The sequence below is a fragment of the Bacteroidota bacterium genome (assembly GCA_016713925.1).
Taxonomy (GTDB): domain Bacteria; phylum Bacteroidota; class Bacteroidia; order AKYH767-A; family OLB10; genus JAJTFW01.
In genome coordinates this window covers 1,132,015-1,158,664 of record JADJOH010000007.1, presented here as the reverse complement: position 1 = coordinate 1,158,664, position 26,650 = coordinate 1,132,015, and the positions used below count along the sequence as shown (strand labels likewise).

The 26,650-nt window shown below is 40.6% G+C and carries 20 protein-coding genes; 13 read left to right on the top strand and 7 right to left on the bottom strand.

The features are described from left to right. The first annotated feature begins 50 nt into the window (after nucleotides 1–50). Both IPJ86_13095 and IPJ86_13090 read left to right on the top strand, forming a co-directional pair. Nucleotides 51–887, top strand: coding sequence for a hypothetical protein (locus tag IPJ86_13095; protein MBK7888181.1), 837 nt, complete (start codon nucleotides 51–53; stop codon nucleotides 885–887). Beyond that, complete coding sequence (locus tag IPJ86_13090; protein ID MBK7888180.1) at nucleotides 871–1,593, top strand: ATP-binding cassette domain-containing protein; 723 nt, start codon at nucleotides 871–873, stop codon at nucleotides 1,591–1,593. The genes IPJ86_13095 and IPJ86_13090 overlap by 17 nt, the downstream gene beginning before the upstream one ends. A gap of 67 nt (nucleotides 1,594–1,660) precedes the next feature. On the opposite strand, the gene IPJ86_13085 is transcribed toward IPJ86_13090, so the two are convergent. Then, nucleotides 1,661–2,530, bottom strand: a complete 870-nt coding sequence (locus tag IPJ86_13085; GenBank protein ID MBK7888179.1) for a cyanophycinase — start codon at nucleotides 2,528–2,530, stop codon at nucleotides 1,661–1,663. Between the two features lie 241 nt (nucleotides 2,531–2,771). Between IPJ86_13085 and cphA the strand changes: the two genes are divergently transcribed. The 6 genes from cphA (at nucleotide 2,772) to IPJ86_13055 (ending at nucleotide 12,236) form a co-directional block, all read left to right on the top strand. Beyond that, the gene (gene cphA / locus IPJ86_13080) at nucleotides 2,772–5,369 is read left to right on the top strand and encodes a cyanophycin synthetase (GenBank protein MBK7888178.1); all 2,598 of its coding nucleotides are present in this window, start codon (nucleotides 2,772–2,774) and stop codon (nucleotides 5,367–5,369) included. A gap of 10 nt (nucleotides 5,370–5,379) precedes the next feature. Further along, nucleotides 5,380–5,760, top strand: a complete 381-nt coding sequence (locus tag IPJ86_13075) for a metal-dependent hydrolase (GenBank protein ID MBK7888177.1) — start codon at nucleotides 5,380–5,382, stop codon at nucleotides 5,758–5,760. Beyond that, nucleotides 5,652–6,410, top strand: coding sequence for a metal-dependent hydrolase (locus tag IPJ86_13070; protein ID MBK7888176.1), 759 nt, complete (start codon nucleotides 5,652–5,654; stop codon nucleotides 6,408–6,410). Before IPJ86_13075 ends, IPJ86_13070 begins: the two co-directional genes overlap by 109 nt. 133 nt (nucleotides 6,411–6,543) lie before the next feature. Continuing rightward, nucleotides 6,544–9,081, top strand: coding sequence for a carbohydrate binding family 9 domain-containing protein (locus IPJ86_13065; protein ID MBK7888175.1), 2,538 nt, complete (start codon nucleotides 6,544–6,546; stop codon nucleotides 9,079–9,081). A gap of 138 nt (nucleotides 9,082–9,219) precedes the next feature. After that, the gene (locus IPJ86_13060; protein MBK7888174.1) at nucleotides 9,220–10,059 is read left to right on the top strand and encodes a hypothetical protein; all 840 of its coding nucleotides are present in this window, start codon (nucleotides 9,220–9,222) and stop codon (nucleotides 10,057–10,059) included. An 812-nt stretch (nucleotides 10,060–10,871) separates the two neighbouring features. Further along, nucleotides 10,872–12,236 (top strand): DUF5106 domain-containing protein, encoded by a 1,365-nt coding sequence (locus IPJ86_13055; GenBank protein ID MBK7888173.1) that lies wholly within the window; start codon nucleotides 10,872–10,874, stop codon nucleotides 12,234–12,236. A gap of 45 nt (nucleotides 12,237–12,281) precedes the next feature. Here IPJ86_13055 and IPJ86_13050 read toward each other — a convergent pair whose 3' ends face one another. The 5 genes from IPJ86_13050 to ffh are packed head-to-tail and all read right to left on the bottom strand — an operon-like array spanning nucleotide 12,282 to nucleotide 17,886. After that, complete coding sequence (locus tag IPJ86_13050) at nucleotides 12,282–13,127, bottom strand: DUF4184 family protein (protein MBK7888172.1); 846 nt, start codon at nucleotides 13,125–13,127, stop codon at nucleotides 12,282–12,284. Further along, nucleotides 13,072–15,012 carry a PD40 domain-containing protein gene (locus IPJ86_13045; protein ID MBK7888171.1) on the bottom strand — a complete coding sequence of 647 codons (1,941 nt, stop codon included), beginning with the start codon at nucleotides 15,010–15,012 and terminating at the stop codon, nucleotides 13,072–13,074. The genes IPJ86_13050 and IPJ86_13045 overlap by 56 nt, the downstream gene beginning before the upstream one ends. Further along, nucleotides 15,009–15,608, bottom strand: coding sequence for a 7-carboxy-7-deazaguanine synthase QueE (locus tag IPJ86_13040; protein ID MBK7888170.1), 600 nt, complete (start codon nucleotides 15,606–15,608; stop codon nucleotides 15,009–15,011). The genes IPJ86_13045 and IPJ86_13040 overlap by 4 nt, the downstream gene beginning before the upstream one ends. 22 nt (nucleotides 15,609–15,630) lie before the next feature. Continuing rightward, nucleotides 15,631–16,527 carry a bifunctional 5,10-methylene-tetrahydrofolate dehydrogenase/5,10-methylene-tetrahydrofolate cyclohydrolase gene (locus IPJ86_13035; protein ID MBK7888169.1) on the bottom strand — a complete coding sequence of 299 codons (897 nt, stop codon included), beginning with the start codon at nucleotides 16,525–16,527 and terminating at the stop codon, nucleotides 15,631–15,633. 30 nt (nucleotides 16,528–16,557) lie between these two features. After that, complete coding sequence (gene ffh, locus IPJ86_13030; protein ID MBK7888168.1) at nucleotides 16,558–17,886, bottom strand: signal recognition particle protein; 1,329 nt, start codon at nucleotides 17,884–17,886, stop codon at nucleotides 16,558–16,560. Nucleotides 17,887–17,999: 113 nt separating this feature from the next. Here ffh and IPJ86_13025 point away from each other — a divergent pair, with 113 nt between their 5' ends. Then, nucleotides 18,000–18,476 carry a hypothetical protein gene (locus IPJ86_13025; GenBank protein MBK7888167.1) on the top strand — a complete coding sequence of 159 codons (477 nt, stop codon included), beginning with the start codon at nucleotides 18,000–18,002 and terminating at the stop codon, nucleotides 18,474–18,476. Nucleotides 18,477–19,235: 759 nt separating this feature from the next. Here the strand turns inward: IPJ86_13025 and IPJ86_13020 are convergent. Then, on the bottom strand, nucleotides 19,236–21,869 hold the full coding sequence (locus IPJ86_13020) for an LPS-assembly protein LptD (GenBank protein MBK7888166.1): 2,634 nt from the start codon (nucleotides 21,867–21,869) through the stop codon (nucleotides 19,236–19,238). On the opposite strand from IPJ86_13020, the gene IPJ86_13015 reads away from it, so the two are divergent. The 4 genes from IPJ86_13015 (at nucleotide 21,861) to IPJ86_13000 (ending at nucleotide 26,420) form a co-directional block, all read left to right on the top strand. Next, the gene (locus tag IPJ86_13015) at nucleotides 21,861–23,252 is read left to right on the top strand and encodes an N-acetylmuramoyl-L-alanine amidase (protein MBK7888165.1); all 1,392 of its coding nucleotides are present in this window, start codon (nucleotides 21,861–21,863) and stop codon (nucleotides 23,250–23,252) included. The genes IPJ86_13020 and IPJ86_13015 overlap by 9 nt on opposite strands. A 9-nt stretch (nucleotides 23,253–23,261) precedes the next feature. Further along, the gene (locus IPJ86_13010; protein MBK7888164.1) at nucleotides 23,262–24,203 is read left to right on the top strand and encodes an MCE family protein; all 942 of its coding nucleotides are present in this window, start codon (nucleotides 23,262–23,264) and stop codon (nucleotides 24,201–24,203) included. Nucleotides 24,204–24,292: 89 nt separating this feature from the next. After that, nucleotides 24,293–25,600, top strand: coding sequence for a (Fe-S)-binding protein (locus tag IPJ86_13005; GenBank protein ID MBK7888163.1), 1,308 nt, complete (start codon nucleotides 24,293–24,295; stop codon nucleotides 25,598–25,600). Nucleotides 25,601–25,631: 31 nt separating this feature from the next. Further along, nucleotides 25,632–26,420 carry a (Fe-S)-binding protein gene (locus IPJ86_13000; GenBank protein ID MBK7888162.1) on the top strand — a complete coding sequence of 263 codons (789 nt, stop codon included), beginning with the start codon at nucleotides 25,632–25,634 and terminating at the stop codon, nucleotides 26,418–26,420. Nucleotides 26,421–26,650: the final 230 nt, after the last annotated feature.

Below are 26,650 nucleotides of genomic sequence, written 5' to 3'. Positions count from 1 at the left end.
CTACAGGATTATTTATTTCGGTGCTGATCCTTGTGTCACTCCTTATTTTAATGGGTACATTAACTGAATTGCTGAGTAATCCGGACCATGCTATTTATGTATTACTGGCTTCCTTTGTTCCGGTGTCTATTGTTGCTGTTCGAAAAGACCATGCTTTTTTGAAGAAGTTCAGTAAAAACTATCAAGTGATGATATGCGCGGATTTAATTTTATTTAGTTTGCCATTTCTTCTGATTTTTACTCTAAAATCACACTTCCATTTTATACCGGTCCTTTTATCTATGATCCTGTTTGCGGCTTATCGGCCGGTAACCATTTCGGCTTCTTCTGCCATTGGAATAAAGTTGAAATTGATTTCAGGGGGAAATTTGGAATGGAGGACAGGAATTCGACAACATCGGTTTTTATTCCTTTTACTCTATATCTTCACAATAGTTTTACTGCCATTTCCAATAGTTTCTTTAGCAGGCATATGGTTGTTGCATCTCCTCATCATTTCTTTTTATCAATACAATGAACCTGCTTCTTTTATTGCAGCTTATGGACAAAATGGGAAAGCCATTCTTTATTCAAAAACACGAAGTGCATTAACAATGCAAGCGATCATCCAATTTCCCTTGATTGTTTTATATGTTGTTTTTCACGAGGGCGAGGTACTCATTCCGGGCATTCTATTGCTTATGCTCCAGATTAGTTTGGTATTTGTTATCATTGCGAAATATGCTTTCTACCATCCTGATTCCCCTGCAGGTCCTTCCCAATTCTATCAATACTTATCGTTCATCAGTTTTGTCATTCCGTTTCTTATTCCTGTTCCACTTGTTTTAAGTCTGGTGTGGATACAGAAGGCAATCTTAAATCTCAATAAGTATGTTACTGGCCATTAAAGATGTAAATTTTAATTACGGAAAGTTATCTGTGCTCACCGGCGTTCATATGAATATTTCCGCGGGCGAGATTCATGGATTAGTAGGTGTAAACGGTTCCGGAAAAACAACTTTGTTAAGATTGATCACCGGATTACTTTCTCCGATAACAGGAAGTATACAATGGGATAATAGAAATGTGAGAGTAACAGATATCATTTACATGGAATCTAATTTGTTCTTTTATCCCAATATGACCGGTCGTGATTACCTCGACTTCTTTTCCGCCAACAATAAGCAATTCAGGTTGAAGGAGTGGAATGAAATATTTCAATTACCATTGGATGAATTTATTGATTCCTATAGCTCCGGTATGCAAAGAAAACTCTCTATTATGGGAGTATTGGCATTGGACAGACCGGTTTTATTACTGGATGAACCATTTAATGCGTTGGATTTGGAGGCGGTAGAACTCCTTAAAAAATTAGTGTTAGTGTTAAAGGAAGAAGGTAAGACCATCCTCCTCACCTCACACGTATTGGAAACACTTACCGGTACCTGTGACGAAATTCATTATTTAAATGCAGGAACAATTCGTTCTTCTTATACTAGAAATTTGTTTGATAAGTTGAAGGAAGAAATTACTGCTTTTACTTCTGATAAATACAGTGAAAACATTCAAAAAGCACTTCGAAAAAGCGATGGAATGGATGCTGAAGACAAATAGTCATTCGTAAGTAGAATACTTAATTCATAAGGTCTTAGTATCCAGTTGGGCGACGTAAAAGCAGATTTCAGGAAACCACTTTTTCTTCAATTAAAAAACGTCTTTCTTTTAATTCATACGCATTCCCCTTGGTCATCACATGGACCACCAGATTTTCAATACTTATAGGCGAACCTTCAGTAAGATCTGCAATGTTGGAATGTCTTATTCCGTGTCCATCAACAATAATTACTAAGCCGGAACCGATTGCTTCCAGATGATTATTATTTTTTATCAATACACCGGTATCTTCTCCTAAACCGATTCCAATACAGGAAGGATTTGAAGCAACAGCCTGTGCCAAACGACCAAAGCGCCCACGTTTATCAAAATGAGAGTCAATGATCACATCCTTAATAAAAGCAAGACCGGTAGTAATTTTAACTTCGCCTTTGATGAGCGCCCCGGCACTGGAGCCTTGATAAATCATCGTATTGCTCATGGCCATCGCGCCTGCGCTTGTACCGGCTATTATAAAATCTTCCTCTTGCAAACGTTGATGAAGTACCGCCAGTATTTCAGTTCCTCCAAAAATCGTACTGAGCCGCAATTGATTTCCGCCCGTCATCATAACGGCTTCACAACTTTTAATACGCTCTATAAATTCAGGAGTCTGTGCATCCGATCTATCCCGGATATGCATGATTTTTATATTGGTACATCCAATTTTACCGAAGGCATGCAAATAATTTTCACCTACTTCCTGAGGTATACTGGAGGCGGTTGTAATGACTTCAATATGAGCATCTTTTAAGCTTTTACACTCATGAACTATTCGTGATAGTATTTGAAGTTCAAAAAAATTGAGATTGTTTTTCTGCTGAAAATTTGGTTCCGGTTCTGTCCCTTTATCTTCGTTCCCCCCAATGGCTATTAATTTTCCCTTAATTATCGGCATAATGGTATTTAAATTCAAAGGTACGGACTTGGATATATTCGATGCAAGTCCCCTTCATTTGGATGAATACGAAACTATTCTTATTTTCATCGGGCGGAGTGACCTGCTGCCTATGGTTTATCAACAGGTCGGATATTAAAACTTTATGCTAAAAATACTATGAAAATACGTGAGATCAGGGCGATGCGTGGCCCTAACTACTGGTCGATTCGACGCCATTTCTTGATAGTGATGAAACTTGATCTGGAAGAAATGGAGGAGCGCCCCTTCAAATTTGATTGAAGGATTCTCAGAAAGGCTGGAAAAAATGTTTCCAACTATGTATGAACATGAATGTTCAGAAGGACATCCGGGAGGCTTTTTCAAGCGTGTCGCTGATGGAACCTGGATGGGGCATGTGGTTGAACATATTGCTCTGGAAATACAAACACTTGCCGGAATGGATGTAGGGTTCGGCAGAACAAGATCTACTTCCGAGCCGGGTGTTTATAACGTGGTTTTCACCTACATGGAAGAAAAGGTGGGCATTTATGCAGCAAAGGCCGCAGTTCGGATAGTCGAGGCGTTAGTGGAAGGCAAAGAGTATCCGCTGGAAGATGATATCCAAAAGATGCGTGAATTGCGTGAAGATGAACGACTGGGCCCAAGTACCGGCTCTATTGTGGAAGAAGCAGCAGCAAGGGGGATTCCATGGATTCGTTTGAACCGGCATTCCCTGGTGATGCTGGGCTATGGTGTTAACCAAAAGAGAATTCAGGCGACTATTACCAGTCAGACCGGTAGTATTGCTGTTGAAATTGCCTGTGATAAAGAAGAAACCAAGAATCTTCTGGAAGCGGCAAATATTCCCGTGCCTAAAGGCCGGATAATTTATGATGAGGAAGATTTGGAGAATGCGATTGTTTCCATAGGTTTTCCGATGGTCATTAAACCCGTGAATGGAAATCATGGTCGTGGTGCAACCATTAATATTAGAACAAAAGAGGATGCGGTTGAGGCGTTAGGATTAGCGAAGAAAATCTCCCGGGCCGTAATTTGTGAAAAGTATATTACCGGATTTGATCACCGCGTATTAGTCATCGATTACAAGTTTGTAGCCGCTGCTAAAAGAACTCCGGCTATGGTAAAGGGTGATGGTAAACAAACTATTCAGCAACTCATTGATCAGGTAAACAAAGACCCGCGTCGTGGCTATGGTCATGAAAAGGTGCTCACTGCAATTAAAGTAGATGAGATGACCAATAATATCTTACTTGAGAAAGGATTGACATTGGAAAGTGTATTGCCTGCCGGAGAAATTTTATACCTTAAATCGACTGCAAATATTTCCACCGGAGGTACTGCAACGGATATAAGTGATCATGTTCACCCACATAATATTTTTATGGCGGAGCGAATCGCTCGTATTATAGGTCTTGATATTTGCGGTATTGATATTATGGCAGATGATCTTGGTTTGCCCATTTCAGAGACAGGAGGCGCAATTCTTGAAGTGAATGCTGCACCCGGTTTCCGCATGCATCTCGCTCCTACAGAAGGTCTGCCACGCAATGTAGCCGAACCGGTTATTAATATGTTGTTTCCTCCGGGTGCTGCCTTTAAAATACCCATAGTTGCCGTTACCGGGACCAATGGAAAAACCACCACTACCCGACTCATGGCGCATATCGCGAAAACGGCGGGATATAAAGTTGGATTTACAACTACCGATGGTATTTACATCCAGAATATCATGATGCAACGCGGAGATTGTACAGGTCCTCAAAGTGCTGAATTTGTTTTAAAAGATCCTACTGTGGATTTTGCTGTTCTTGAAACCGCCAGAGGTGGTATTCTCAGGGCAGGTTTGGGATTTCATCAATGCGATATTGGTATTGTGACCAATGTCGCAGCGGATCATCTTGGATTAAAAGATATCAATTCACTGGAAGATATGGCCAGGGTGAAATCGATTGTTCCGGAAGCGGTGATGCCCGGCGGTTATGCTATCCTGAACGCCGATGACGAATTGGTTTATGGAATGGCTAAAGGCTTGCAATGCAATGTTGCTTATTTTTCAATGGATGAGAAAAATCCACTCGTAGAAGAACATTGTGAAAAAGGTGGACTTGCTGCGATTGCTGAAAATGGATTTATCACAATCTGTAAAGGCACATGGAAAATCAGAGTGGAGAAAATTGTAAATATACCCCTCACCTTCCGCGGAAAAGCTGCCTTTATGATTCAGAATATTTTACCGGCAGTGCTTACAGGTTTCATACGGAATTTTAAAATAGAAGATATTCGTTTGGCCTTAGAAACATTTATTCCATCACCGGTTCAAACGCCGGGACGAATGAATATGTTTGAATTCAGGAAGTTTAATGTAATGGTGGATTATGCTCATAATCCTGCCGGATTTCAGGCGATTTCCAAGTTCATCGAAAAGATTGAAGCAAAACCTAAGATTGGAATTATAGCGGGTGTTGGTGATCGCAGAGATGAAGATATTATCGCTTTGGGTACTCTGGCAGCTAAGATGTTTGATGAAATTATTGTACGTCAGGACCGCAATTTGAGAGGAAGATCAGAGCGTGAAATCATCGACTTGATGCTTCAGGGCGTACATAAGATAGACGTGAATAAAAAGTATACAGTAATACCCAGTGAGCCTGAAGCCATTGATTATGCATTCAAGAATGCAAAAAAAGGATCATTCATTGTTATCTGCAGCGATGTGGTTCCGGATGCGCTGGATCAGGTCATGAAGTATAAAGAGGAAGAGGATAAATTTGAGTTAAAGTCAGAGGATATTCCGAATCAACATGAGCAAATCAAACCCGGAGTTACTACAGGCTAATTGAGAAGTAGTGGATAGTATTACTCAATTTGTACTTGGTGCTGCTTTAGGAGAATTAGTTGCAGGGAAGAAAGCCGGAAACAAAGCCTTGTTTTGGGGCGGTGTTGCCGGCACTATACCCGATCTGGATATTGTTTTTAGTCCCTTATTTACTGAACTGGAGAATCTATCGGTACATCGTGGTTTTAGTCATAGCTTGGTTTTTGGATTTCTTGCAGCCCCTGTATTTGGTTGGTTAGTGAGCAAGATATATCGTAAACCATCGGCGATGGTGTTAAAGGATTGGGTGAAGCTTTTTTCTGGGGTATTTTTACGCATCCCCTCCTCGACGCATTTACACTCTATGGAACCCAGCTGTTTTTGCCTTTTAGCGACTACAGAGTGGCATTGAATACCATTTCTATTGTTGATCCCGGCTATACCCTACCCTTACTCTTAAGTATGATTTTGGTGATGGTTTTTCGACGCAGGAAACCCGACCTTTCATTTGCGATCAATAAAGCCGGATTGGTATTAAGTAGTGGATATTTGATTTTGACGATTTTTAATAAATGGTATGTGGAACGGATCTTTTCAGCCGCTCTAAAGGAACAGCGAATAGCAGTAGGCAATAGCCTGTCTAATCCGGTATTGTTTAGTAATTTGTTATGGTACTGTGTAGCCAGAAATGATTCAAATTGTTATATCGGTTACTACTCATTGTTGCAGGAAAGCAAAACCGTATCTTTCGAATCTTATCAGAGAAATACGATTTTACTGAATGCTATAAAGGATAAGGAAGGTCTGGAAAAGCTACAGTGGTTCAGTAAAAATTTTTACGTTGCTGAGATGAAGAATGACACGCTGTGTTTTTACGATGTGCGTTTTGGTAAAACGGACTTGTTTTCGAAAGAAGATAATGAGAAGACTTTTGTTTTTTATTTTAAAATCCCCGAGCCGGAGAAACATCCGCTAATGATTCAACAATACATTTCCAGAGAAGATATGAATTTTAGTGAATTTATGGATCAGCTATACAGGAGAATTAAAAGTGAGCATTAAGGAATCGATACTTTAGTTCATTTCGTCGATAGTTTCTTTCACTTCAGCTAATAAATAATCCAGATTGTTAATGGCATGTTAATTTTAGAGTCGGTATTAATTGATAGAATACTTTTGATACCATCTCATCCTCATGAAGCCTCTCCTTCTTCTTTTCTTGTTATGCTATTCGACCTGTCTGCCGGGGATGGTTGATATTCCGGACACGCTGAGATCCATTCATGCAGCGAGGGTTATTAATGCCCCTAAAATAGATGGGAGATTAAATGAACCGGAATGGCAATTGGCACAGGAGAGCAGTGATTTTATTCAAAGTCGTCCGGAAGAAGGAAAACCTTCTACTCAAAAAACAGAAGTTAAAGTGCTTTATACGGATTTTGCGATTTATATTGGTGCATGGTGTTATGATACGCAGGCAGATAGTATTTTAAGGCAATTGGGTCAAAGAGATGAACCGGAATTAAATGCCGACAATTTTTATTTCAAAATTGACCCTTACAATAACCAGCAGGATGCCTATCAATTCGGAGTTTATGCGTCAGGTGTTCAATTGGACTCTAAATTCAGTGATTTCACTTTTGATGCTGTTTGGAATTCTGAGGTAAGTAGCGATGCGAAAGGCTGGTATGTGGAAATGGAAATACCGTATTCAGCATTCCGTTTTCCTGCAATGGAAATTCAGGAATGGGGTGTGCAGTTTACCCGAAACGTCAGAAGAAGGCGTGAATTTCAAATGTGGGCATATGTTCCCTCTGTTGCAACAAATGCTCAGCTTTATTGGGGACATCTCAGAGGAGTTAAAGATGTAAAAACCCCTTTGCGGCTTTCAATGGTTCCCTATCTGGCATTGAGCTATGAACATAGTCCGCTTTTCAATGAAGATGGAAGTTATAGCTATTCTGATCTTAGTTCCTATAGTTTAGGAGCTGATGTGAAGTATGGTATAGATGATAGATTTACATTGGACATGACACTATTGCCTGATTTCGGACAAGTTCAATCAGATCGTATTGTGAAAAATCTGAGTTATAGAGAAGTGGTTTACGACGAGAACCGCCCATTTTTCAAAGAAGCCATTGAGCTTTTCAGTAAAGGGAATTTATTTTATTCCAGACGTATTGGTAAAACACCATCCGGTTTTTATGCTGTGTTTAATGAAGTAAAGGAGGATGAAACATTGACAGAAAACCCATCTCAGGTAAAATTGCTCAATGCCTTAAAAATTTCAGGTAGAACAGATAAAGGCCTGGGAATTGGTTTTTTCAATGCGATAACAGATAATGCCTATGCTACAATAAAGAAGTCGGATGGTAGTGATAGAAAGGTACTCACGGAGCCCTTTACAAATTATAACATCATCGTATTGGATCAGCAATTTAAGAACAATTCAAATATTTATTTTATTAACGCCAGTACCATTCGCAAAGAAAAATTTGATGATTCAAATGTAAGCGGTGCAGGAGTAAAAATCAGCAATAAAAAAAATAATTTCTCTGCCGGAGGAGAAGGAGTTATTACACAGCGTTTCTCCGAAAATGCTGCGTTAGAAGGGAATGTATTTAATAACACCATAGGATATAAATACAGCGTCGGTGCCGAAAAGCTGGGTGGCAATTTTATGTATGGGTCTTACAGAAATGTTACGAGCCCTGATTATAATGCTACGGATTTGGGATACTTTAGGGTGGCAGGTCAAAATAATACAGAAGGGTTTTTTAGATTTAATTTGTACAAACCCTGGAAATTTATCAGAGAGTCTTATAACAATTTTAACATATATATCACTGATGATTTTAAAACCGGGAAAATTGGAGACAATAGTATTTCATTAAATCTCTTTGCCAATCTATTAAGTTGGAATGCCGTTTTTGCAGGGGCCGGGGCTCAATTATTCAGACCGTATGATTTTTTTGAAGCCCGCACCGACGGACAGGTTTTTAGAGGACTCCGGTATTATTATACCTACGCCGGGATCAGCACAGATTATCGGAAGAAACTGGCTATTGATTATAGCTTTAATCTTTCCAATTTCATTGATGAGTTTACCTGGTTTGGTTATAACAATGAACTGGGAATTAGATTCAGACCAAATGATAAGTTCTTCCTGACCTATAAGTTGGTGTATAACTACGATCCATTTAATGTAGGGTATGCCACCCATGATGAAGAAGGGAAGCCTCTCATCGGAGGAAGAAGATTGGACACCTGGGAGAACAGCTTTAAAGGAAGTTATATATTTAAGAATAATATGTGGCTGACCTTAATTGCGAGACACTATTGGATTACGGGAGATTATAAAAAGTATTTTTCATTGGATCAGGAGGGCGAAATGATAGAAAACAGCCTGTTTACAGGGAATAGTAATTTCAACTTTAATGTGATGAATATTGATATTATCTATGAATGGCGATTTGCTCCCGGAAGTATTTTAAATATTATTTATAAAAATGGTTTGTCGAATGAAACTCAGATTATCAAGCATCAATTCGGAGATAATTTTAGCAGAGTGATTAATGATCCTCAATCGAGAACAATAGCAATTAAAGTTTTGTATTTTCTCGATTACTTGAAAGTACATGGGAAAATGGGCCGCAGATATCATAAATCAGAATTCGATAAAGCAACTTCTTTTACCCGCCCTTCTCATCGTTTTGAAAAATCAGGGCAGTAATTCCTGAAAAAGGACTTGAAATCCGGAATTTATATTACTAAATGAAGTGGTGATTTTAGAGGAAACAACTTTTATGGTAACCTGAATTAGTATTTTTTGTAAATTTATTGTCGGAGAATGGGTAGAAAATCAATCCTTATGTATAAAAGTTTTATTTCATTAATATTCCTGCTTTTTTCATCTCAATTGATGGGACAACAAGCAATGGTAGCTGAGAAATCTCTTCATTTGAAAACAGGTCTTTTCGGTACAAGCTATACCGGTGTTTTCGATAATGACGGTGAGCGTAAAATTACTCCTTCGGTCTTGCACTCTGGCTTCTATATTAATGCTGAAGCCGGTATTCATAAACACTGGAGTGTTTTGGTGAACGCTCCTTTGTTCATCTATAATCATGTGGAAGCTTCATCAGCACCGGGTGGAATAGAAGCAAACACTTCCATTTCCCGACCGGGTGATATAGAAATAGGTTTGAAGTTTGGCTTTTCACGCAACGATGAATGGTCAGCATGCTTAGCAGTTGTCCAAAGCCTTGCAACCGGTTATAGAGATAAAAAAACAAATTTGAATACCGGATTTGCAGATTTTTACACCCAGTCGTTTTTTAATGTGAAATACCATCGGTCTACCAGATGGTCAGCTCAGACGTATATGGGCTTTACCAACAGAAATCAATACTTTGGTGATGAATTTATGGCTGGAGTATCGTTGAACGTTCTCATTAATGAAAACATCCTCTTGGAGTGGAATATGAATGGCGTTTTCCCTCTGGAAAATGCAAGTGAACAACCGAAATTATATTTGCTGGGACTTTATCACAATAACCGTGGACTATTAAACACAGGTTTTGAAATTACTTATATGATAAATGGAAAGGTGGGAGTGTTTACAAACGGAAGTTTCCCCATAAAGGGACAATACTTTTACTCAAGTCCTGTAGCAGGGCTGGGTTTAAGAATGATTTTTAATAAATCATAAAAAATCGATGGAGTTGTTTCTTTTATTCCGTTAATCTGATTTTTTTTTAGAAAAGCATGGGTATGACAACAAATAATAAAGTCATAGAAAGAAAAAATGTCAACATTAAGCCTATCCCAAATCTTTCCTTTTGACTCAGAGGGTATGACTCATATCGTTTAACCAGTTCAATCATTGTTTTTTCTTCTCTCATTGCTTTGGAGTGGAATTTTGATTTTGAATTTTTGATTTACTATTAATTAAACTAAATTGCATTCGGTAATTTAATGGTTATATGATTATGTAAACGTAACTATTTATTTTATGTTTTTAGTAATCAGCCGATTTTTTCCCTATAATTAGTTATGTTCGATGAGAACTTATTCAATATTGAAATAAATTTTGACTTCAATTATCATCTACATTTCAACCCGGCCTTCATCTTCCCTTTAATGCCGTTTGATTTGATACTTGGTATATAATTATAAAAATATGTAAAACTTTGATTAATAGTGTAAAATTGTTTATAGAACATTGAAGGTCAAATGTTTAATATTAGAAAAGTGCAAGTCCCTGAGATTTTAACTAGTTCTTTAACTAAAATGAAACAAGTATGAAGGTTCCTGTCCGGAATGCAATCTCTTTCTCAATATTCCTTCGTTACATTGTGATCAAACCTCGCATCTTTGTACTAAAAACTAATTAGAAGGATCTAAAGTATATGAATAATCAATCAAAAGCATTTTCAATGACAAATACCGGATTCCGTTACTTCTTTCTCCTATACATTTCTTTCAGCACTTTCATTTTCAAATACGGCTGCTCATCCCGTTATGGCTGATACCAAGGAAGGATATGAATTGAAATTCAAAGTAAGCGGATTGAAAGACTCCATGATTTACATCGCTAATTACTATGGAGAAAAGCAGTACCTTAAGGATTCAACACATTGTGATGCGAACGGAAATGTGGTGTTTAAGGGTGTAGAAGCACTTCCCGGAGGTATTTACTTGTTTGTGTTTCCCAATAAGACCTATTTTGAATTCTTGATTGACAATGAGCAATCATTTAGTATGGAGTGTACTTTAGGCAATGTGATCGGTAGTATGAAAGTAAAGGGTTCAGAAAATAACAGATTGTTTTATGAATACCTTAATTTTATTCAGGAACGATCGAAGGAAGTTGAACCGCTCAAAGCACAACTCACTGCAAAAGCCGAAGATAAAGTGTTGATCGATTCATTGGAAAGTGAAATCAGTAAAATAGACAAAAAAGTTGCTGACTACAAAAACACTTTTATCAGCCAATATCCACAGTCATTTTTAGCGGCTATATTTAAAGCTTCTAAAGATCCCGTTATTCCTGACTTACCCATTAAAGCAGATGGAAAACCAGATTCTTCCTTTGTGTATTACTATTACCGCGATCATTATTTTGATAATCTGGATTTAGGGGATGAACGATTGCTCAGAAGTCCCGTGTATCATAACAAGCTCTCTTTTTTTCTGAAGAGTATGCTTATAAACATTCCTGATTCACTGATTCCTCAGTTGGATATTTTGGTAGAAAAAGCTTCTAAGTCTAAGGAAACTTATAAATACATGGTATGGCTGCTGACCAATACCTATGAAACTTCCAATATTATGGGGATGGATGCCGTTTTCGTACACCTGGTTAAAAACTATTATACCAAGGAAAAGGCGTATTGGGTGGACGATGCCACGCTCTATAAAATTCAGGATCGTGCACGAATACTGGAACCTATATTAATTGGAAAGAAGGCAAAGAATTTAATTTTAACAGATACACTCGGTGTATACCAGGCCTTGTACAATGTAGATGCTCCCTTTACCATCCTCTATTTCTGGGATCCGGATTGTGGACATTGCAAGAAGGTGACGCCAAAAGTGAAAGCCTATTATGATAAAGTGAAATCGAAAGGCATTAAAGTTTTTGCAGTGTGCTCGGAAGTTGAAATGGATAAATGGAAAGCCTATATACGTGAAAACAATTTGAACTGGATCAATGTGGCTGACCCAAAACTGCAGAATAACTTCCGCCAGGAATTTGATATATTGACAACACCTCAGATATTTATTCTGGATAAAGACAAGAAGATTGTTGCCAAGAAAATCGATGAGGACAATATGGAGAAAATTCTTGATCGTGAATTAGAGAATTTGGCAAAGAAACCGTAAAAAACTATTCTCGAATTAGAAGTTGAAGGCAATGGCTGAAGAAATTCAGTACTTGCCTTTATTTTTTACAGTTGGAATTGCTTCTCTCCTGATTAATTCTTCCCTTTTCGCCATTTCCAACCAGCAAACAATGATAGTCGCATAGAAAAATGAGCCAAGGGAAATGATCACTAAATGTCGGGTCCAGTTCCAGCTGAGTCCGATGGCTATGCGAATGGAGGCAATGAGTATAGCCAAAAAGAGAATCTTTCCCCAAAATGCCCCACCTGCAAAAAAGGTCTTCCAGTTTTCTTTAGAAAGTACTTTCTTAAAATTCAAATAAATTATCGCCATCGCTATACATCCTGCTACCGTACTGCCATACCAAAGTAAATAGCAACGTCTGATTTCATAAGCCCCAACGGTGGCGGTCTCCAACAGGAATGGAATCTGGTGTACCATATAACCATTCGCATGACAAAAGGAATCCCAGATGAGATGAGATAGTATCCCGATGAGAGCTGATACAGTAAACATCAGCCAATTCTTTTTCAACCATTCAAAAAAATCTTCCCTGTGTTCAAAGTTTATCGTTTCCTTAAAAAAGTTTAATCGTGGCCAAAGTACCGGATAGATGATGCGATGATAGAGATAGGATAAAATAATGGTGAGGGGAAGATTAAAGGTGAGAATTCCACTAATTGTATGACTCACCGACGCACATGAACTGAGCCAGATGAAATACTCAAAATCAGGAACGATACTTCCAATGATCAATGCGGTCCAGGAAAGTTTTAAATTCCTGAATATTTTCAAAGGAAGTAAGATGGCCGGATGAGCCGGTGTAAAGGGCATATTAGAGAATACTGAATTCGGTTCTTCGGTTCTGTGCTCTACCCGATTCCGTATCATTGCCGGAAACAGGTTTCGTATCACCGTAGCCTTTATACGTTATTCTCGCGGAAGGGATACCTTTCGCCACTAAATAATCCATGACCGCTTTCGCCCTGTTTTCCGATAATGTCAGGTTGGCTTTCTTATCCCCTGTACTATCCGTATGACCACTCACTTCAATTCTGAAACCGGGTTGAGCCTTTAAAAAGGAAATTAGTTTTTCTAATTCCAGATAGGAAGATGTCTTTAACTCAAAACGATTGACATCAAAGAAAATATTCTTTAATACCACCTTTTCTCCCGACTTGGGTTGCTGTAACTTAATAACTAAATCGTACGCATTCTGTTTGTCATTGGCTTCCTTGCATTCGAAGTAATCGGAATAAAACATGTACGTTTCCTTATTCACATTCAGCATATAATTTTTCCCTGCAGGAAGGCAGGCCAGAAACTCTCCTCTCTTTTTATCTGTTGTATTTGCAACGATCACTTTCCCGGTTTCTACGTCAATGATTTCAAAACCTGCAGCGAGAGGCAAGCCCGTTGAAGCATCCACTACTTTCGCCTTTACATAACTGACCAGTGCCGGACGCGCCTTGGGGTAAAGATTAAAGTTGTACAAATCCAGTGCTCCGTTTCCTCCTTTTCTGTCACTGGCAAAATAGGCTTTCATTCCATCGGCACTTACCACCAGACTATTTTCATCAGTATGTGTATTGATCGGATACCCCAGATTTTCAGGAATACCCCATGAACCGTTTTCCAATCTCCTGCTTACAAAAATATCAAGCCCTCCCATTCCCGGATGACCATCAGAACTGAAATAGAGCGTCTGATTATCGGGATGAATGAATACAGACTCCTCTACTCCACTTGTATTAATCGTATCACTCAGCTTTACCGGATTGCTCCAGGTCATATCCACTTGAAAAGTACTACTGTAAATATCAAAAATCCGGCTCCTGTCACGGGTATAACTTCCCCTCACGAAATAAAGTGTTCTGCCATCAGAACTAAAGGAGGGCTGTGATTCCCATGACTGAGAATTTACCGGTGCTCCAATATTCATGGGCTTACTCCAGTTGCCATCTCCCAGACGTTGAGAAAGATAAATATCGCAACTGCCTAATCCATCCGGGCGGTCACAGGCGGTGAAAAACAATACTCTGCCATCCGCTGAAATACTTGGTCCTCCTTCGTTCAAAGGACTATTGAGTGGCATTCCGGCATTCTTTGCAGTTGTCCAAATAGTATCTTTTAACTTTGAAATGTAAAAATCTTCCTGATGCCCTTCCTGTGCTTTAGCATCCTTGATATCTCTGGTAAATATGATTTCCTGTTGATCGACGGTAAAGGAAGGGAAATACTCGTTTTCAGGAGTGTTTATGCCTGTTCCTAAATTTACAGGTTGAAAGGGAACAGGATGTTTTAATGCTTCGAGTGCAAAGTCACATGATTTTATTTTTCCCAATGCCTCTTCTTTCAGTTCACCGGCCATCTCCGGAACTGCTTTCACATATCTCTCAAAATCACCTTTAGCTGCTGCATAATTTCCCCGCTTTAATTCCAATTCACCCGCAACCATATTCGCACCCGGCATATAGGCAGGATCAATTTCCGTGACCTTTCTGTAATGTTCTAACGCACTGGCATAATCACGGCTCTCGATGTAGATTTGGCCGAGAATCAGCCAGGCATCAATAAAGTTCGGATCTTTTGCAATGGCGGATTCCATCAATCGTATCGCCTTCACATCCTGACCGGAGTTAAATTGCTTGCGTCCGTCTTCATAGTCTCTGATAGCCGACTTATTGGTAGAGTACACTTTTTTGGGCTGAGGTTGTGCAAAGGAAATGGCCGGAAAAAATGAAATGAAAAGGGCGACAAAAAAAACAAATCTCAATATGAATTTCTGTTGTACATTACTGTGTAGAACCTATGTGTCTGCAGTGAAATCGACCATTCCGGATGCAGTTTTACATAATCGATGATTGGGGGTATATGCTTTTCGAATTTATCGTACTCGGGTTGAAGGAACAATTTGCAATGTTTAAGAACAGCGGCGGCATTTTTTTCTGCCCAATCAAAATCACTTGTGTGATTGATCACCACTTTCAACTCATGTGCCTTTTCCAGGTTTTCTTGTAGAGGTGCTTTAAATTTTTTCGGAGACACGCAGATCCAGTCCCATTCACCGGTTAAGGGATAAGCACCGGACGTCTCCACCGCGATTTCGAACACTTTCTCATGAAGTAAACGTGTTAATCGGGTCAAATCGTATAGCGCTGGTTCACCTCCGGTAATTACTACAAATCGGGAAGGTTCTTGCAAGGCCTCAGCCACGATTTCTTCACAACTTTTCATGGGGTGACCTGTTGAGCTCCAGGATTCTTTTACATCGCACCAAACACAGCCAATATCGCATCCTCCTAAACGAATAAAAAACGCGGGCCTGCCGCTATGGTAGCCTTCTCCCTGAATGGTATAAAAGGACTCCATTACCGGCAATACATCCCCTGAATTACCTGCTGACATGTTCAGGATAAATTCGGTGACGGGCCGCAAGTAGGGTGTTTTGTAAAAGTCCGACGATGGTCATGGGGCCTACTCCACCGGGCACAGGTGTAATATAACTGCATTTGGAGGATACTCCTGCAAAGTCAACGTCACCGGCAAGGCGGAACCCCTGCTTCAATTCCGGTGCAGGCACACGTGTCATGCCTACATCAATCACCACAGCCCCTTCCTTCACCATATCGGCAGTCAGGAAATAAGGTTTACCGAGAGCAGCAATGATGATATCGGCCTGCAAAGTAATTTCTTTTAAATTAGAAGTGTGGCTATGCGTTAACGTTACGGTGCAATTTCCGGGATTGGTATTTCTGGATAAAAGAATGGAAACGGGCGTTCCAACAATATTACTTCTGCCAATCACCACACAATGCTTTCCTTTCGTGGGAATGCTATACCGCTCCAATAGTTGCATGATCCCTTTAGGTGTAGCAGGAACATAGGAGGGCATTTGTTCGGTCATTCTTCCCAGATTAATAGGGTGAAATCCGTCCACATCTTTAGAGGGTAATATAGCTTCCGTGACCAGATCTACATTAATATGAGAAGGCAAGGGTAACTGAACGATAAATCCATCTACCTGATCATCTTCGTTCAATTGATGGATTTCCCGAAGGAGATTTTCCTCACTTAATGTTTCTTCAAAGCGCAACAAAGTACTTTTAAACCCCACCTCTGCACAAGACTTTATTTTGTTTCCCACATAAGTTTCGGAAGCACCATTATTGCCTACTAAAATGGCTACTAAATGCGGGGCTCTACCACCATGCGAACGGATTTCATCCACTTCAGCACGGATTTCAGTTTTAATTTGCTGTGCAGTTAATTTGCCGTCGATCAGGATCACGTGAATGTGGTATTTTAAGTTTAGGAAAAGTTATTTTCGAACCGGCATGTTCCGCATCATTTTTTGCGCATTCCCGGAGGTAAACATTTTCATCATTTTTCTCATATCTTCAAACTGCTTGAGCAATTTGTTGACTTCCTGAATAGTAGTTCCGCTACCGGAAGCAATTCTTTTTCTTCTTGCACCATTCAACAAATCGGGTCTTTCTCGCTCTTCGTTGGTCATGGATTGAATGATAGCTTCGATATGCTTGAAAGAATCATTATCGATATCTACATCCTTCATCGCTTTACCCATACCCGGAATCATTCCCATGAGGTCCTTGATGTTTCCCATCTTTTTGATTTGCTGAAGCTGTCCGAGAAAATCATTCAGATTAAACTGATTTTTTGCAATTTTCTTTTGCAATTCAGCTGCTTCCTTCGCATCAAATTGCTCCTGTGCTCTTTCAACAAGGGAGACAATGTCACCCATGCCCAAAATCCTGTCGGACATACGACTGGGATAGAAGACATCCAGCGCTTCCATTTTCTCGCCGGTACCAACAAATTTTATCGGCTTATTGACAATTGATTTAATGGAAAGTGCAGCACCACCACGGGTATCACCATCCAACTTGGTCAATACAACTCCATCAAAATTGATACGATCATTAAAAGCTTTGGCAGTATTCACCGCATCCTGTCCCGTCATGGCATCTACCACAAACAATGTTTCCTGCGGATTTAAAAATTCTTTAAGCCGGGCTATTTCATCCATCATCTCTCCATCAATCGCCAAACGACCGGCGGTATCGATGATGATGGTATTTATTCCCTGAGATTTTGCCTTTTCAATGGCATTCTTAGCAATAGAAACCGGATTCTTATTCTCTCTCTCTGAATAAACTTCCACACCAATCTGCTCCCCAAGTACATGCAACTGATCAATCGCAGCGGGACGATAAACGTCGCAGGCAACCAGCATGACTTGTCGGCCCCGCTTGGTTTTAAGCAAATGAGCCAGCTTTCCGCTTAAAGTCGTTTTACCGGAACCCTGTAAACCTGACATCAAAATGATAGAAGGATTGGCTTTGAGATTGATATCCGTGGCATCTCCACCCATTAAAGCCATTAACTCCTCATGGACAATTTTCACCATCAATTGTCCGGGAGATACGCTGAGCAACACATCCCGGCCCAATGCCTTTTCCTTCACTGTATCAGTGAACTGTTTGGCTACCTTATAGTTAACGTCAGCATCCAATAAAGCTTTACGCACCTCTTTGAGGGTTTCTGCAATATTGATTTCACTTATTTTACCCTGCCCTTTCAGCAGTTTAAACGCCCGGTCGAGCTTATCGGATAAATTTTCAAACATAGTCTTAGAGAAGGGGCGAATTTAGTTAAAATCAGCCTTTTTAGAAAGGGAAATATTTGTCTAATTTCACCGTTACTTGAACTTAACCCAACCCGATTTGTTAAATTTGAATCATGAAAAACACACTAACCACTTCCCTTCTGCTTATTTTATGTATTTCAATCGTTTCTTCTTGTAAAAAAGATGAAGAGGAAGAGCGTAAAGCCAACAAAGACCTTTACTGTGACATTAATTCCGGCGGGGCCACTTACTATGTCGGAACTCAGGTCATCACCGAAGGATTAGGTGGGGCGCATGGTTTTATGAAAGTCCGTTACAATAACATCGCAGCTTCTGCCCTTGACAGCACCGGAAAATTGCCTGTTGGCGGCACTTTTCCTAATGGATCTGTTGTCGTGAAAGAAATTTACAGTTCATTGAGCGGTGGATTGAACTTATATGCCATCATGAAAAAAGAAACAAGCAACGAGAACGCCGGTTCCGGCTGGTTATGGGGCGAATATAAGCCGGGTGGTGAAGTGGTTTTAGTGCCGCAAAAAAGGGGAATGGATGCATCTCTTGTCATAGCCTTCCTGATAATCGGGATTTAAACAGGGTGTTTGATTTGCATTAAAAGTTGTTTGACAGAATTTCATTTTTAATAAAACAGCATACATTACCTGTTATCAAATCTATCGTTCTTCCTGGTAAGTTTTAAATCCTGCAATACGGAGGATTTTACGTTGATCTGAAAGAAGAAATTTTGTTGAAAACCAAGGGGAACCCACCTGACTTCCGTAGAAATAAACAGTTGATTTTACAATTAATAGAAAATCACTCTGATGCTGTGGGTCAACGAGTGTCTTAGAGTTTCCCATGGGTGATAAGTCATCCCTAATCCATATCCTAATCACTTCGATGTACAAGCCCTGTAGGGGCGGTATCTCTGTAATGAAGGATATCATCTTCTCCCACCAATGCCGGCAGCCGACCTTGGGTCGGCTGCCGGCGGTTGAAAGGATAGAGGAGTTTTTCGGTTACCGAGATACCGCCCCTACAGGGCTTATGTGGAAGAAATATCCATCTCCGTTCTGACGTTATTTCTTTTCCTGTCTTTCACAGAAAACTTACTTTAAAGATATCGTTATAAGGATAAACTTCACAGTTCTCAATAGGAGATGGTTCAACAAATCAGTTATCAACACACTTTTGCTTGAATTTTGTGGCTTATAAAATCTATAAAGAGCTAGAAAGAATCCTTTAGGAAAAGAAGTCAAGCATGAGCCAGGAAAGAGGTATAGAAATCATTCAAAGCATCCATACAATAAGCTTTATATGACAAAATTTTAATTTTAATAAAACAGCATTCACTACCTGTTATCAAACCTGTCGTTCTTCCTGGTAAGTTTTAGATCCTGGAGCACTGAAGATTTAACGTTGATCTGAAAGAAGAAGTTTTGTTGAAAACCAAGCGGCACCCAGTTTAAACTCATTTCCCAGCAATGCAAGTCACGATTAATTCCCAGCGAAGTATAGCTCAGATCTTTTTGCTCAAAATCATAACCTGAGTTGAAAGTTACTTTCCATGCCGGTGTTAAACTCAGGTCTCCACTAAAGTTTAGCGTTTGTGTAAGCTGATCGGGTAAGGCGATATTGTTTTGAAAGAAAAAATTATAACCGACAGTTAAATTGAAAGGGACATTATAATCCAGATAGCGTTCCGGGTCACGATTGATTTCGCTGAGTTCCGTTTCGGTAGCCTTATCTGATTTATACTCCTTCTTTCGTTTGGTGATATTGAAGTTCACACTTAAGTTTCCGTTGGTGAATCGTGCCGGCTTTCCGTTGGCGTCCCATTCAAACGTGTTTATCCTTACCCCCTCCTGAGTAACCACATAGGGGTCGAATGTGCCAAACATGTTCAGCGAGACACGTTCCAGAATGGTAACACGTCCGCTTACATTGATGTTGGATAAACGCAAGGAGTCTGCAGCAAAGTTGTAGGATCCATTCAATGCAAGACTTTCCAGCAACTTTACTTTTTTTAATGTTTCAGTGCTATCCGTTTTTTGTCTGATCTTCATCTCGAAGTTATTATCGAGTGAGAAATTCATTAAGGTAGATTTACCTGCTCCCGGACCTCCATATATCCCTCCTTCGAAAATGGAATATTGCTGTTGGAGAAGTCCCGCTGAATCCGCTTGCACTTGCTTATAATAGCCATAGCCGCGTTCGCTAAAATCCGGTCGCCAGGAGAAACCAATGGTGGGTGTTATAACGTGACGGATAGCCGAAATTTTACCTTTTCTGAACTGCAGCATCCCATAAATCCGGGTATTCATATTCACGCTTAAACTAAAATCCCGGGCTGCTTTAAAACCATTCACCGTATCTACATCAATGACTCCCGAATCAGGATCCCATGTTTTTTCGATAGTTTTTAAGTACCATCTTTCCGTATAGCTGATCCCGGGACTCACAGTAAAATATTTGGCCACATTCAACGAAGTATTGATGGGAACCGTATGTTGAATGCCGTATCTGAATTGATCCAGCGATCCTTCTCTGAATAATAATGTATCCTTGGTGGCAATGGAATTCAATAAGGAGGAAGTCAATCCAACGCCAATTTTTTCATACCACCGTTGTTCACCCGTCGCTAGTTTTCGTTTAAAGGGCGTTTGTCGCGCCACGTTGAATGTCACTGCCGGTAAACTCAGATTGATATCCCGGGTTTGCGTGTTTTGAGAATGAGATAAACTGGCACTAAGGTTATAGGGTTTGCCTGTCCATGATTTTGCCCAGGCAATGGAAGAAGTAAACGTATTGGTCAGGAAATTAGTGGCATTGCTCAGATTGTATTGGTAGAAGGTGCTGCTTCCTGCATTCACATTGGCTGTAAAACTCATCCCGGGCCTCGCCTTTCCATCCTGAGTATGGTTCCACCGAATGAAAAATGCCTCTTCAAAACTATAATCCGGAAATTCTGGTCTGCTGTTTTTAGTGTTGGAATAATTCACGGACACATTACCATTAAATCGGTATTTCCAGGCATAATTGCTGAAGGCATTGGCTCTCCAGCTTCCTTTGGAATAGATATCTCCTGTAAGGGCCAGATCGAAATGATCATTTAATCCCAAATAGTATCCTCCATTTCTTAAAAAGAATCCCAATTGCTGCGATTCACCGTACTGCGGAAACAATATTCCGGAGGAGCGTCCTTTCCGGTTTGGGAAAAATCCAAAGGGAATGGCGAGTGGTGTGGGCACATCCATTATATAAAGATCTGCCGGACCGGTCACGACTTTATTATTGGGGATCACCTTTATTTTGTTTGACTTCAGATAGAAATGCGGATGGGGCGCATCGCAAGTGGTATAGTAACCATTTCGAATATAGGTGGTATTGTCCGGTTCCTTTTTGACCGTTGTACCGTGAATATAGCTATCACCATCCTTAGTGGAGATTTCTGAGATCTTTCCCCGCTTTGTATTGAAATTATATCGGATGCTGTCAGCATTAAATTCTTCAGTGCCCTGTTTAAAGATGGGCGTTCCGGCAATTTGACCTGTAGAATCAGGTAAGCCACTTGAAAACAATACTTTAGTATTGAAATCAATATCAATATAATTGGCGTCGAGTCGAATATCTTCATACACCATCCATGCCCTGCCGTATAAAAAGACCTTGCCCAAATCGAAATCGTAAATAATAGAATCTTTGGCATGGTATTCCACTTTCGACTTAAAATCTGTTGCCAATTGCAATGAATCGGGTAAAGTGAGGGAGTCTGTTCCCGTTAATAATAGACTATCCGATTTTACACGAAGGGTGTCCTTTGAAGGGAGGGTATCGGGATAAATCACCTGGCCTTCAGTGTAATTGCCTACCTTACATTTTGAGTAGCAGTCAGGTACAATAAAAAAAAGAAAGAGAACGCATACCGGCCACGAACAAATCAACGTTGAAAAGTTGAACGAACTGCCGGATTGTACATGCCTCATTATCTCTATTATACACTTATTTTTGACGGCGCAAAGCTACAAAACCCCAACGTGAAAAGTATATTCCGGATTATCTCTGTCATAGTAATTGTTTTACTGACGCTTTCATCGGCAGCTCCCCGCAAGGATAGCTATAAAATCAAAACGGTAGTAATTGATGCCGGTCATGGCGGGCATGATGCCGGATGTTTAGGTGCATCTGCCCGGGAAAAACATGTAGCCCTCGATATCGCTTTAAAGTTAGGAAAGCAGATTGAAAGTACTTTTCCGGATGTTAAAGTGGTGTATACGCGCAAAACAGACGTTTTTATTCCCTTGCATGAGCGCGCCAATATTGCGAATAAGGCACATGCTGATTTGTTTATATGTATTCACCTGAATGCCGGAGGAAAGGGCGCCTATGGGGCGGAAACGTTTATCATGGGGAATCATAAGACAGAAGATAATCTGGAAGTAGCCAAGCGTGAAAACTCCGCCATCTTGCTCGAGGAAGATTACCAGAAAAAGTACGATGGTTTTGACCCGAATTCACCGGAAGCCAATATCATTTTCTCTCTTTATCAAAGTCAGTTTATGAATCAGAGTTTGCTTTTCGCTTCTAATATTCAGGAAGAATTCACGGATTATGCCGGTCGTTATAACCGTGGTGTGAAGCAAGCCGGTTTCCTTGTATTGTATAAAACGGCTATGCCTGCTGTATTGATCGAATGTGGATTCCTTACCCATGAGCCGGAAGAGAAATTCCTGGCCTCTGAAAAGGGACAACAAGTGATGGCAGCGTCCATCTTCAGGGCATTTAAAGAGTATAAAGTAGATATGGAATCAGGGAATGATTCCCCACAGAAATCTACTCCTGCTCCTGTATCTACGACACCTGTTCCCGCGCCTAAGTCCACTTCTACTCCTGATCCTGTGGTGAGTCAGCCCGTAAAAGGCGATTCTACACCGGTTGTTAAAGATGCTGTGCCACCGTTGAAGGATAAGCAAGTGGTGGCTGATTCCGGGCCGGGAGCAACCGTTGGAGAATTAAAAATAGATGATAGTCCGGAGAAAGAACCTGTGCCTGCTCCTGTGAAACCGGCTCCTTCTAAGGCGCCTGAAAATTCCGTCGAATCTCCCGTTTTTATAGCCGTGCAGATTGGAGCAAGTAAAAATCCGGCAATAGACAATAAAAAATATTTACAGACAACGGGTGTAAAAGCGATTACTTCCGGAGATGGATTTACAAGATATGTGATTGGTAATTTCACCAATCTGGCAGCAGCGAAGAAGAAGTTGAGCGAGATCAAATCCACATTAAATCCTGATGCTTTCTTAACCGCCTTCAATGGAAAACAACGAATTTCACTTCAGGAAGCCGAAGCGCTTTTAAAAAGACCCTAATTTCGCACGGTGAAACTTTCAAACGAAGCTAAAGTAGGAATCCTTGTCACTGCCGCGCTGGCTGCACTCATCTGGGGACTGAATTATTTAAAAGGTAAGGATGTCTTTACCAGTAGGAACAGGTATTTTGCTGTGTATAAACATGTGGATGGACTTGCCACTTCCAATCCCGTATTCATGAATGGTTTTCGCATTGGCATTGTCAACAAAATTGATTTCATGCCGGATAAATCGGGTAATCTATTGGTGACTTTATTGATCAATAAAGATGTGTTTGTTGCGAAAAATTCTATCGCTAAAATATTTAGCTCCGATCTGATTGGCACCAAGGCATTGCGTATCGATTTGGGTGATGCGGCAGAGCCTCTTCCCGACAATGATACCCTGCATGCTGAATTAGAGTACAGCTTCGCACAGAAAGTGGGGGAACAGGTAGGGCCCATCAAGGATAAAACAGAACGGCTGATTGTCTCCATCGATTCATTGGTGACGATGTTCACGCTGCTCTTCGATCCCAAAACAAACGGCAATATAAAGGAAGGCATCGGTCATTTGAATAATACTCTCGCCTCTTTGGACAATCTTGTATCAGACGATAAAAGCAAGCTCAATGTGATGCTGTCAAATATATCTTCTATTACCACCAATCTGAAAAATAACAATGAGCAGATTGATAAGGTACTGGAAAATATGGAGCAGATCACAGATACATTAGCGGGAATCCGCTTTGCCGGCACCATCGAAAAAGCGGATCAACTTTTAGCGGAAATGAATCAGGTCTTCAATAAGATCAACAGCGGACAAGGTACATTAGGTCAGTTGGTGTATAATGATTCACTCTATATGAACCTGGATCAAACGGCGAAGGATCTGGATATCCTGATGAAGGATTTGAAAGCCAATCCGAAGAGGTATGTTCATTTTTCAATGTTCGGCAAGAAAGCGAACTGATTTATTGTGTAAAACATCCCTTATTCCATTGCGATTTCATGCTGATATTTGACTTGTAAGGTGTATTTTCGAACCATAAAGATCGCGTTATGTTGTCTCAAATCTTATTCAGCTTATTCCTGCTTGCCGGTAGTTATTTTTTCGCCAGCAAAGTCAGGGAGATCTCCAGAAATATTAAATTAGGCAGAGACCTTCAAATCAATGATCGTCCTGCTGATCGCTGGAAAGTGATGGCACGTGTCGCGCTCGGGCAATCCAAGATGACGAGCCGTCCGGTGGCTGCATTTTTCCACCTCTTGATTTATGTGGGATTTGTGATCATCAATATTGAAGTCATGGAAATCATCATTGATGGAATTTTTGGTACGCATCGCATATTGAGTTTCATGGGCGGTTTTTACGATTTCCTTATTGCAAGTTTTGAAATACTCGCGGTGGGTGTATTGCTCGCTTGTGTGGTGTTTCTTTCAAGAAGAAATCTGCTTAAACTCAAACGTTTTTGGATGAGAGAGATGACTTCCTGGCCAAGAACCGATGCTAATCTTATCCTGATCACAGAAATATTTTTGATGTCTGCATTTCTTATCATGAATGCCACCGACAGCATTCTGCAATCGCGGGGAGCCGATCATTATGTACTTGCAGGAGCATTTCCGGTGAGCAGTCTATTGGTGCCTTTATTCAATGAGATGAGTAACGATGGATTGATGGCTTTGGAAAGGTTTTGCTGGTGGTTTCATATCATCGGTATTCTTGCCTTTTTGAACTATGTCCCCTACTCCAAGCATTTTCATATTCTGCTCGCTTTCCCCAATACCTGGTACAGCAAACTTGAACCAAAAGGGAGTTTTACCAATATGGAAAGCGTGACCAATGAGGTGAAAATGATGATGGATCCTTCCATCGTTCCACCACCTGTTGCCCCCGGCGCTTCACCTCCCCGCTTTGGGGCGAAGGACGTGAAAGATTTATCGTGGAAGCAACTGATGGATGCTTATTCCTGTACCGAATGTGGCAGATGCACTTCTGTTTGCCCGGCCAATATCACCGGAAAATTATTATCGCCACGTAAAATCATGATGGACACGCGTGACCGATTAGAAGAGTTAGGGAACGGCATCAACAAAAACGGACCGGATTACGAGGATGGAAAATCCTTGTTAAACGATTATATAACACCTGAAGAACTATGGGCATGTACCTCCTGTAATGCATGTGTAGAAGCTTGTCCGGTATTGATAGATCCGCTTTCTATCATCATCGATATGCGCCGATTCATGGTGATGGAACAGAGCGCAGCTCCTGCTGAATTAAACGGTATGTTCACGAAAATCGAAAACAACGGGGCACCCTGGCAGTTCTCTCCGGCGGATAGAATGAACTGGACCGAAAGTTAAAACCTACCACTCACAAGCACCTTCCTGAGCAATGGATAATTTCAAAGTAAGAACAATGGCCGATATGATGGCCGCCGGTGAAAAGCCCGATATATTATTTTGGGTAGGATGTGCCGGAAGTTTTGACGACCGGGCAAAGAAAGTAACCAAAGCCGTAGCCCGTATTCTCCATCATGCAGGTATTTCCTTTGCTGTACTCGGTACTGAGGAAAGCTGCACCGGAGATCCCGCCAAGCGTGCAGGAAATGAGTTTTTATTTCAGATGCAGGCCATGAACAATATCATGGTACTTAACGGTTATGAAGTAACGAAAATCGTAACCGCTTGTCCGCATTGTTTTAATACACTAAAAAATGAATACCCGCAATTGGGAGGACACTATGAAGTGATCCACCATAGTCAACTCCTGCAGGATCTTTTGGACACCGGCAAAATCAAAGTAGAGGGCGGCACTTTCAAAGGTAAAAAAATCACCTTTCACGATCCCTGTTACCTGGGCCGTGCGAATGATGTGTACGAAGCTCCCCGTCGCGTCATCATGCGACTGGATAGTTTAATGGTGGAGATGAAAAGAAGTAAGTCGAACGGCTTATGCTGCGGTGCCGGTGGTGCACAAATGTTCAAAGAACCTGAACCCGGAAACAAGGACATCAATATGGAGCGCACCGAAGAAGCCTTAGCCCTCACTCCCGACGCCATCGCCGTAGCCTGCCCCTTTTGCATGACCATGCTCTCCGACGGTGTCAAACTCCACAACAAAGAAACCGAAGTCAAAGTAAAAGACATCGCCGAACTCATCGCCGAAGCCATCGACCTGTAATGAATTGATGAATTGATGAATTGATGAGTTGATGAATGTTTTGAAGTATTTAAAATTCTTGTGTTAAGAAAACTCCTCCGTGTTGCTCCGTGAACTCTCTGTGACTCTGTGGTAAAAAAAGGACAATTTCTAGGAAGACGAAGATCGTCATTCATCTAAAATCATTAAATTATTCGGTAAGATAAATTATTTTAAAATAGAAAGCATTGCTAAGCGTCGCAATCAGAGGT

Bases quoted from the DNA above. Each gene is read 5' to 3' on its own strand.
- IPJ86_13095 (MBK7888181.1), top strand. From the start codon at position 51: ATGGGTACATTAACTGAATTGCTGAGTAATCCGGACCATGCTATTTAT.
- IPJ86_13090 (MBK7888180.1), top strand. From the start codon at position 871: ATGTTACTGGCCATTAAAGATGTAAATTTTAATTACGGAAAGTTATCT.
- IPJ86_13085 (MBK7888179.1), bottom strand. From the start codon at position 2,530: ATGCCGATAATTAAGGGAAAATTAATAGCCATTGGGGGGAACGAAGAT.
- IPJ86_13065 (MBK7888175.1), top strand. From the start codon at position 6,544: ATGAAGCCTCTCCTTCTTCTTTTCTTGTTATGCTATTCGACCTGTCTG.
- IPJ86_13060 (MBK7888174.1), top strand. From the start codon at position 9,220: ATGTATAAAAGTTTTATTTCATTAATATTCCTGCTTTTTTCATCTCAA.
- IPJ86_13055 (MBK7888173.1), top strand. From the start codon at position 10,872: ATGGCTGATACCAAGGAAGGATATGAATTGAAATTCAAAGTAAGCGGA.
- IPJ86_13050 (MBK7888172.1), bottom strand. From the start codon at position 13,127: ATGATACGGAATCGGGTAGAGCACAGAACCGAAGAACCGAATTCAGTA.
- IPJ86_13040 (MBK7888170.1), bottom strand. From the start codon at position 15,608: ATGGAGTCCTTTTATACCATTCAGGGAGAAGGCTACCATAGCGGCAGG.
- ffh (MBK7888168.1), bottom strand. From the start codon at position 17,886: ATGTTTGAAAATTTATCCGATAAGCTCGACCGGGCGTTTAAACTGCTG.
- IPJ86_13025 (MBK7888167.1), top strand. From the start codon at position 18,000: ATGAAAAACACACTAACCACTTCCCTTCTGCTTATTTTATGTATTTCA.
- IPJ86_13015 (MBK7888165.1), top strand. From the start codon at position 21,861: ATGCCTCATTATCTCTATTATACACTTATTTTTGACGGCGCAAAGCTA.
- IPJ86_13020 (MBK7888166.1), bottom strand. From the start codon at position 21,869: ATGAGGCATGTACAATCCGGCAGTTCGTTCAACTTTTCAACGTTGATT.
- IPJ86_13005 (MBK7888163.1), top strand. From the start codon at position 24,293: ATGTTGTCTCAAATCTTATTCAGCTTATTCCTGCTTGCCGGTAGTTAT.
- IPJ86_13000 (MBK7888162.1), top strand. From the start codon at position 25,632: ATGGATAATTTCAAAGTAAGAACAATGGCCGATATGATGGCCGCCGGT.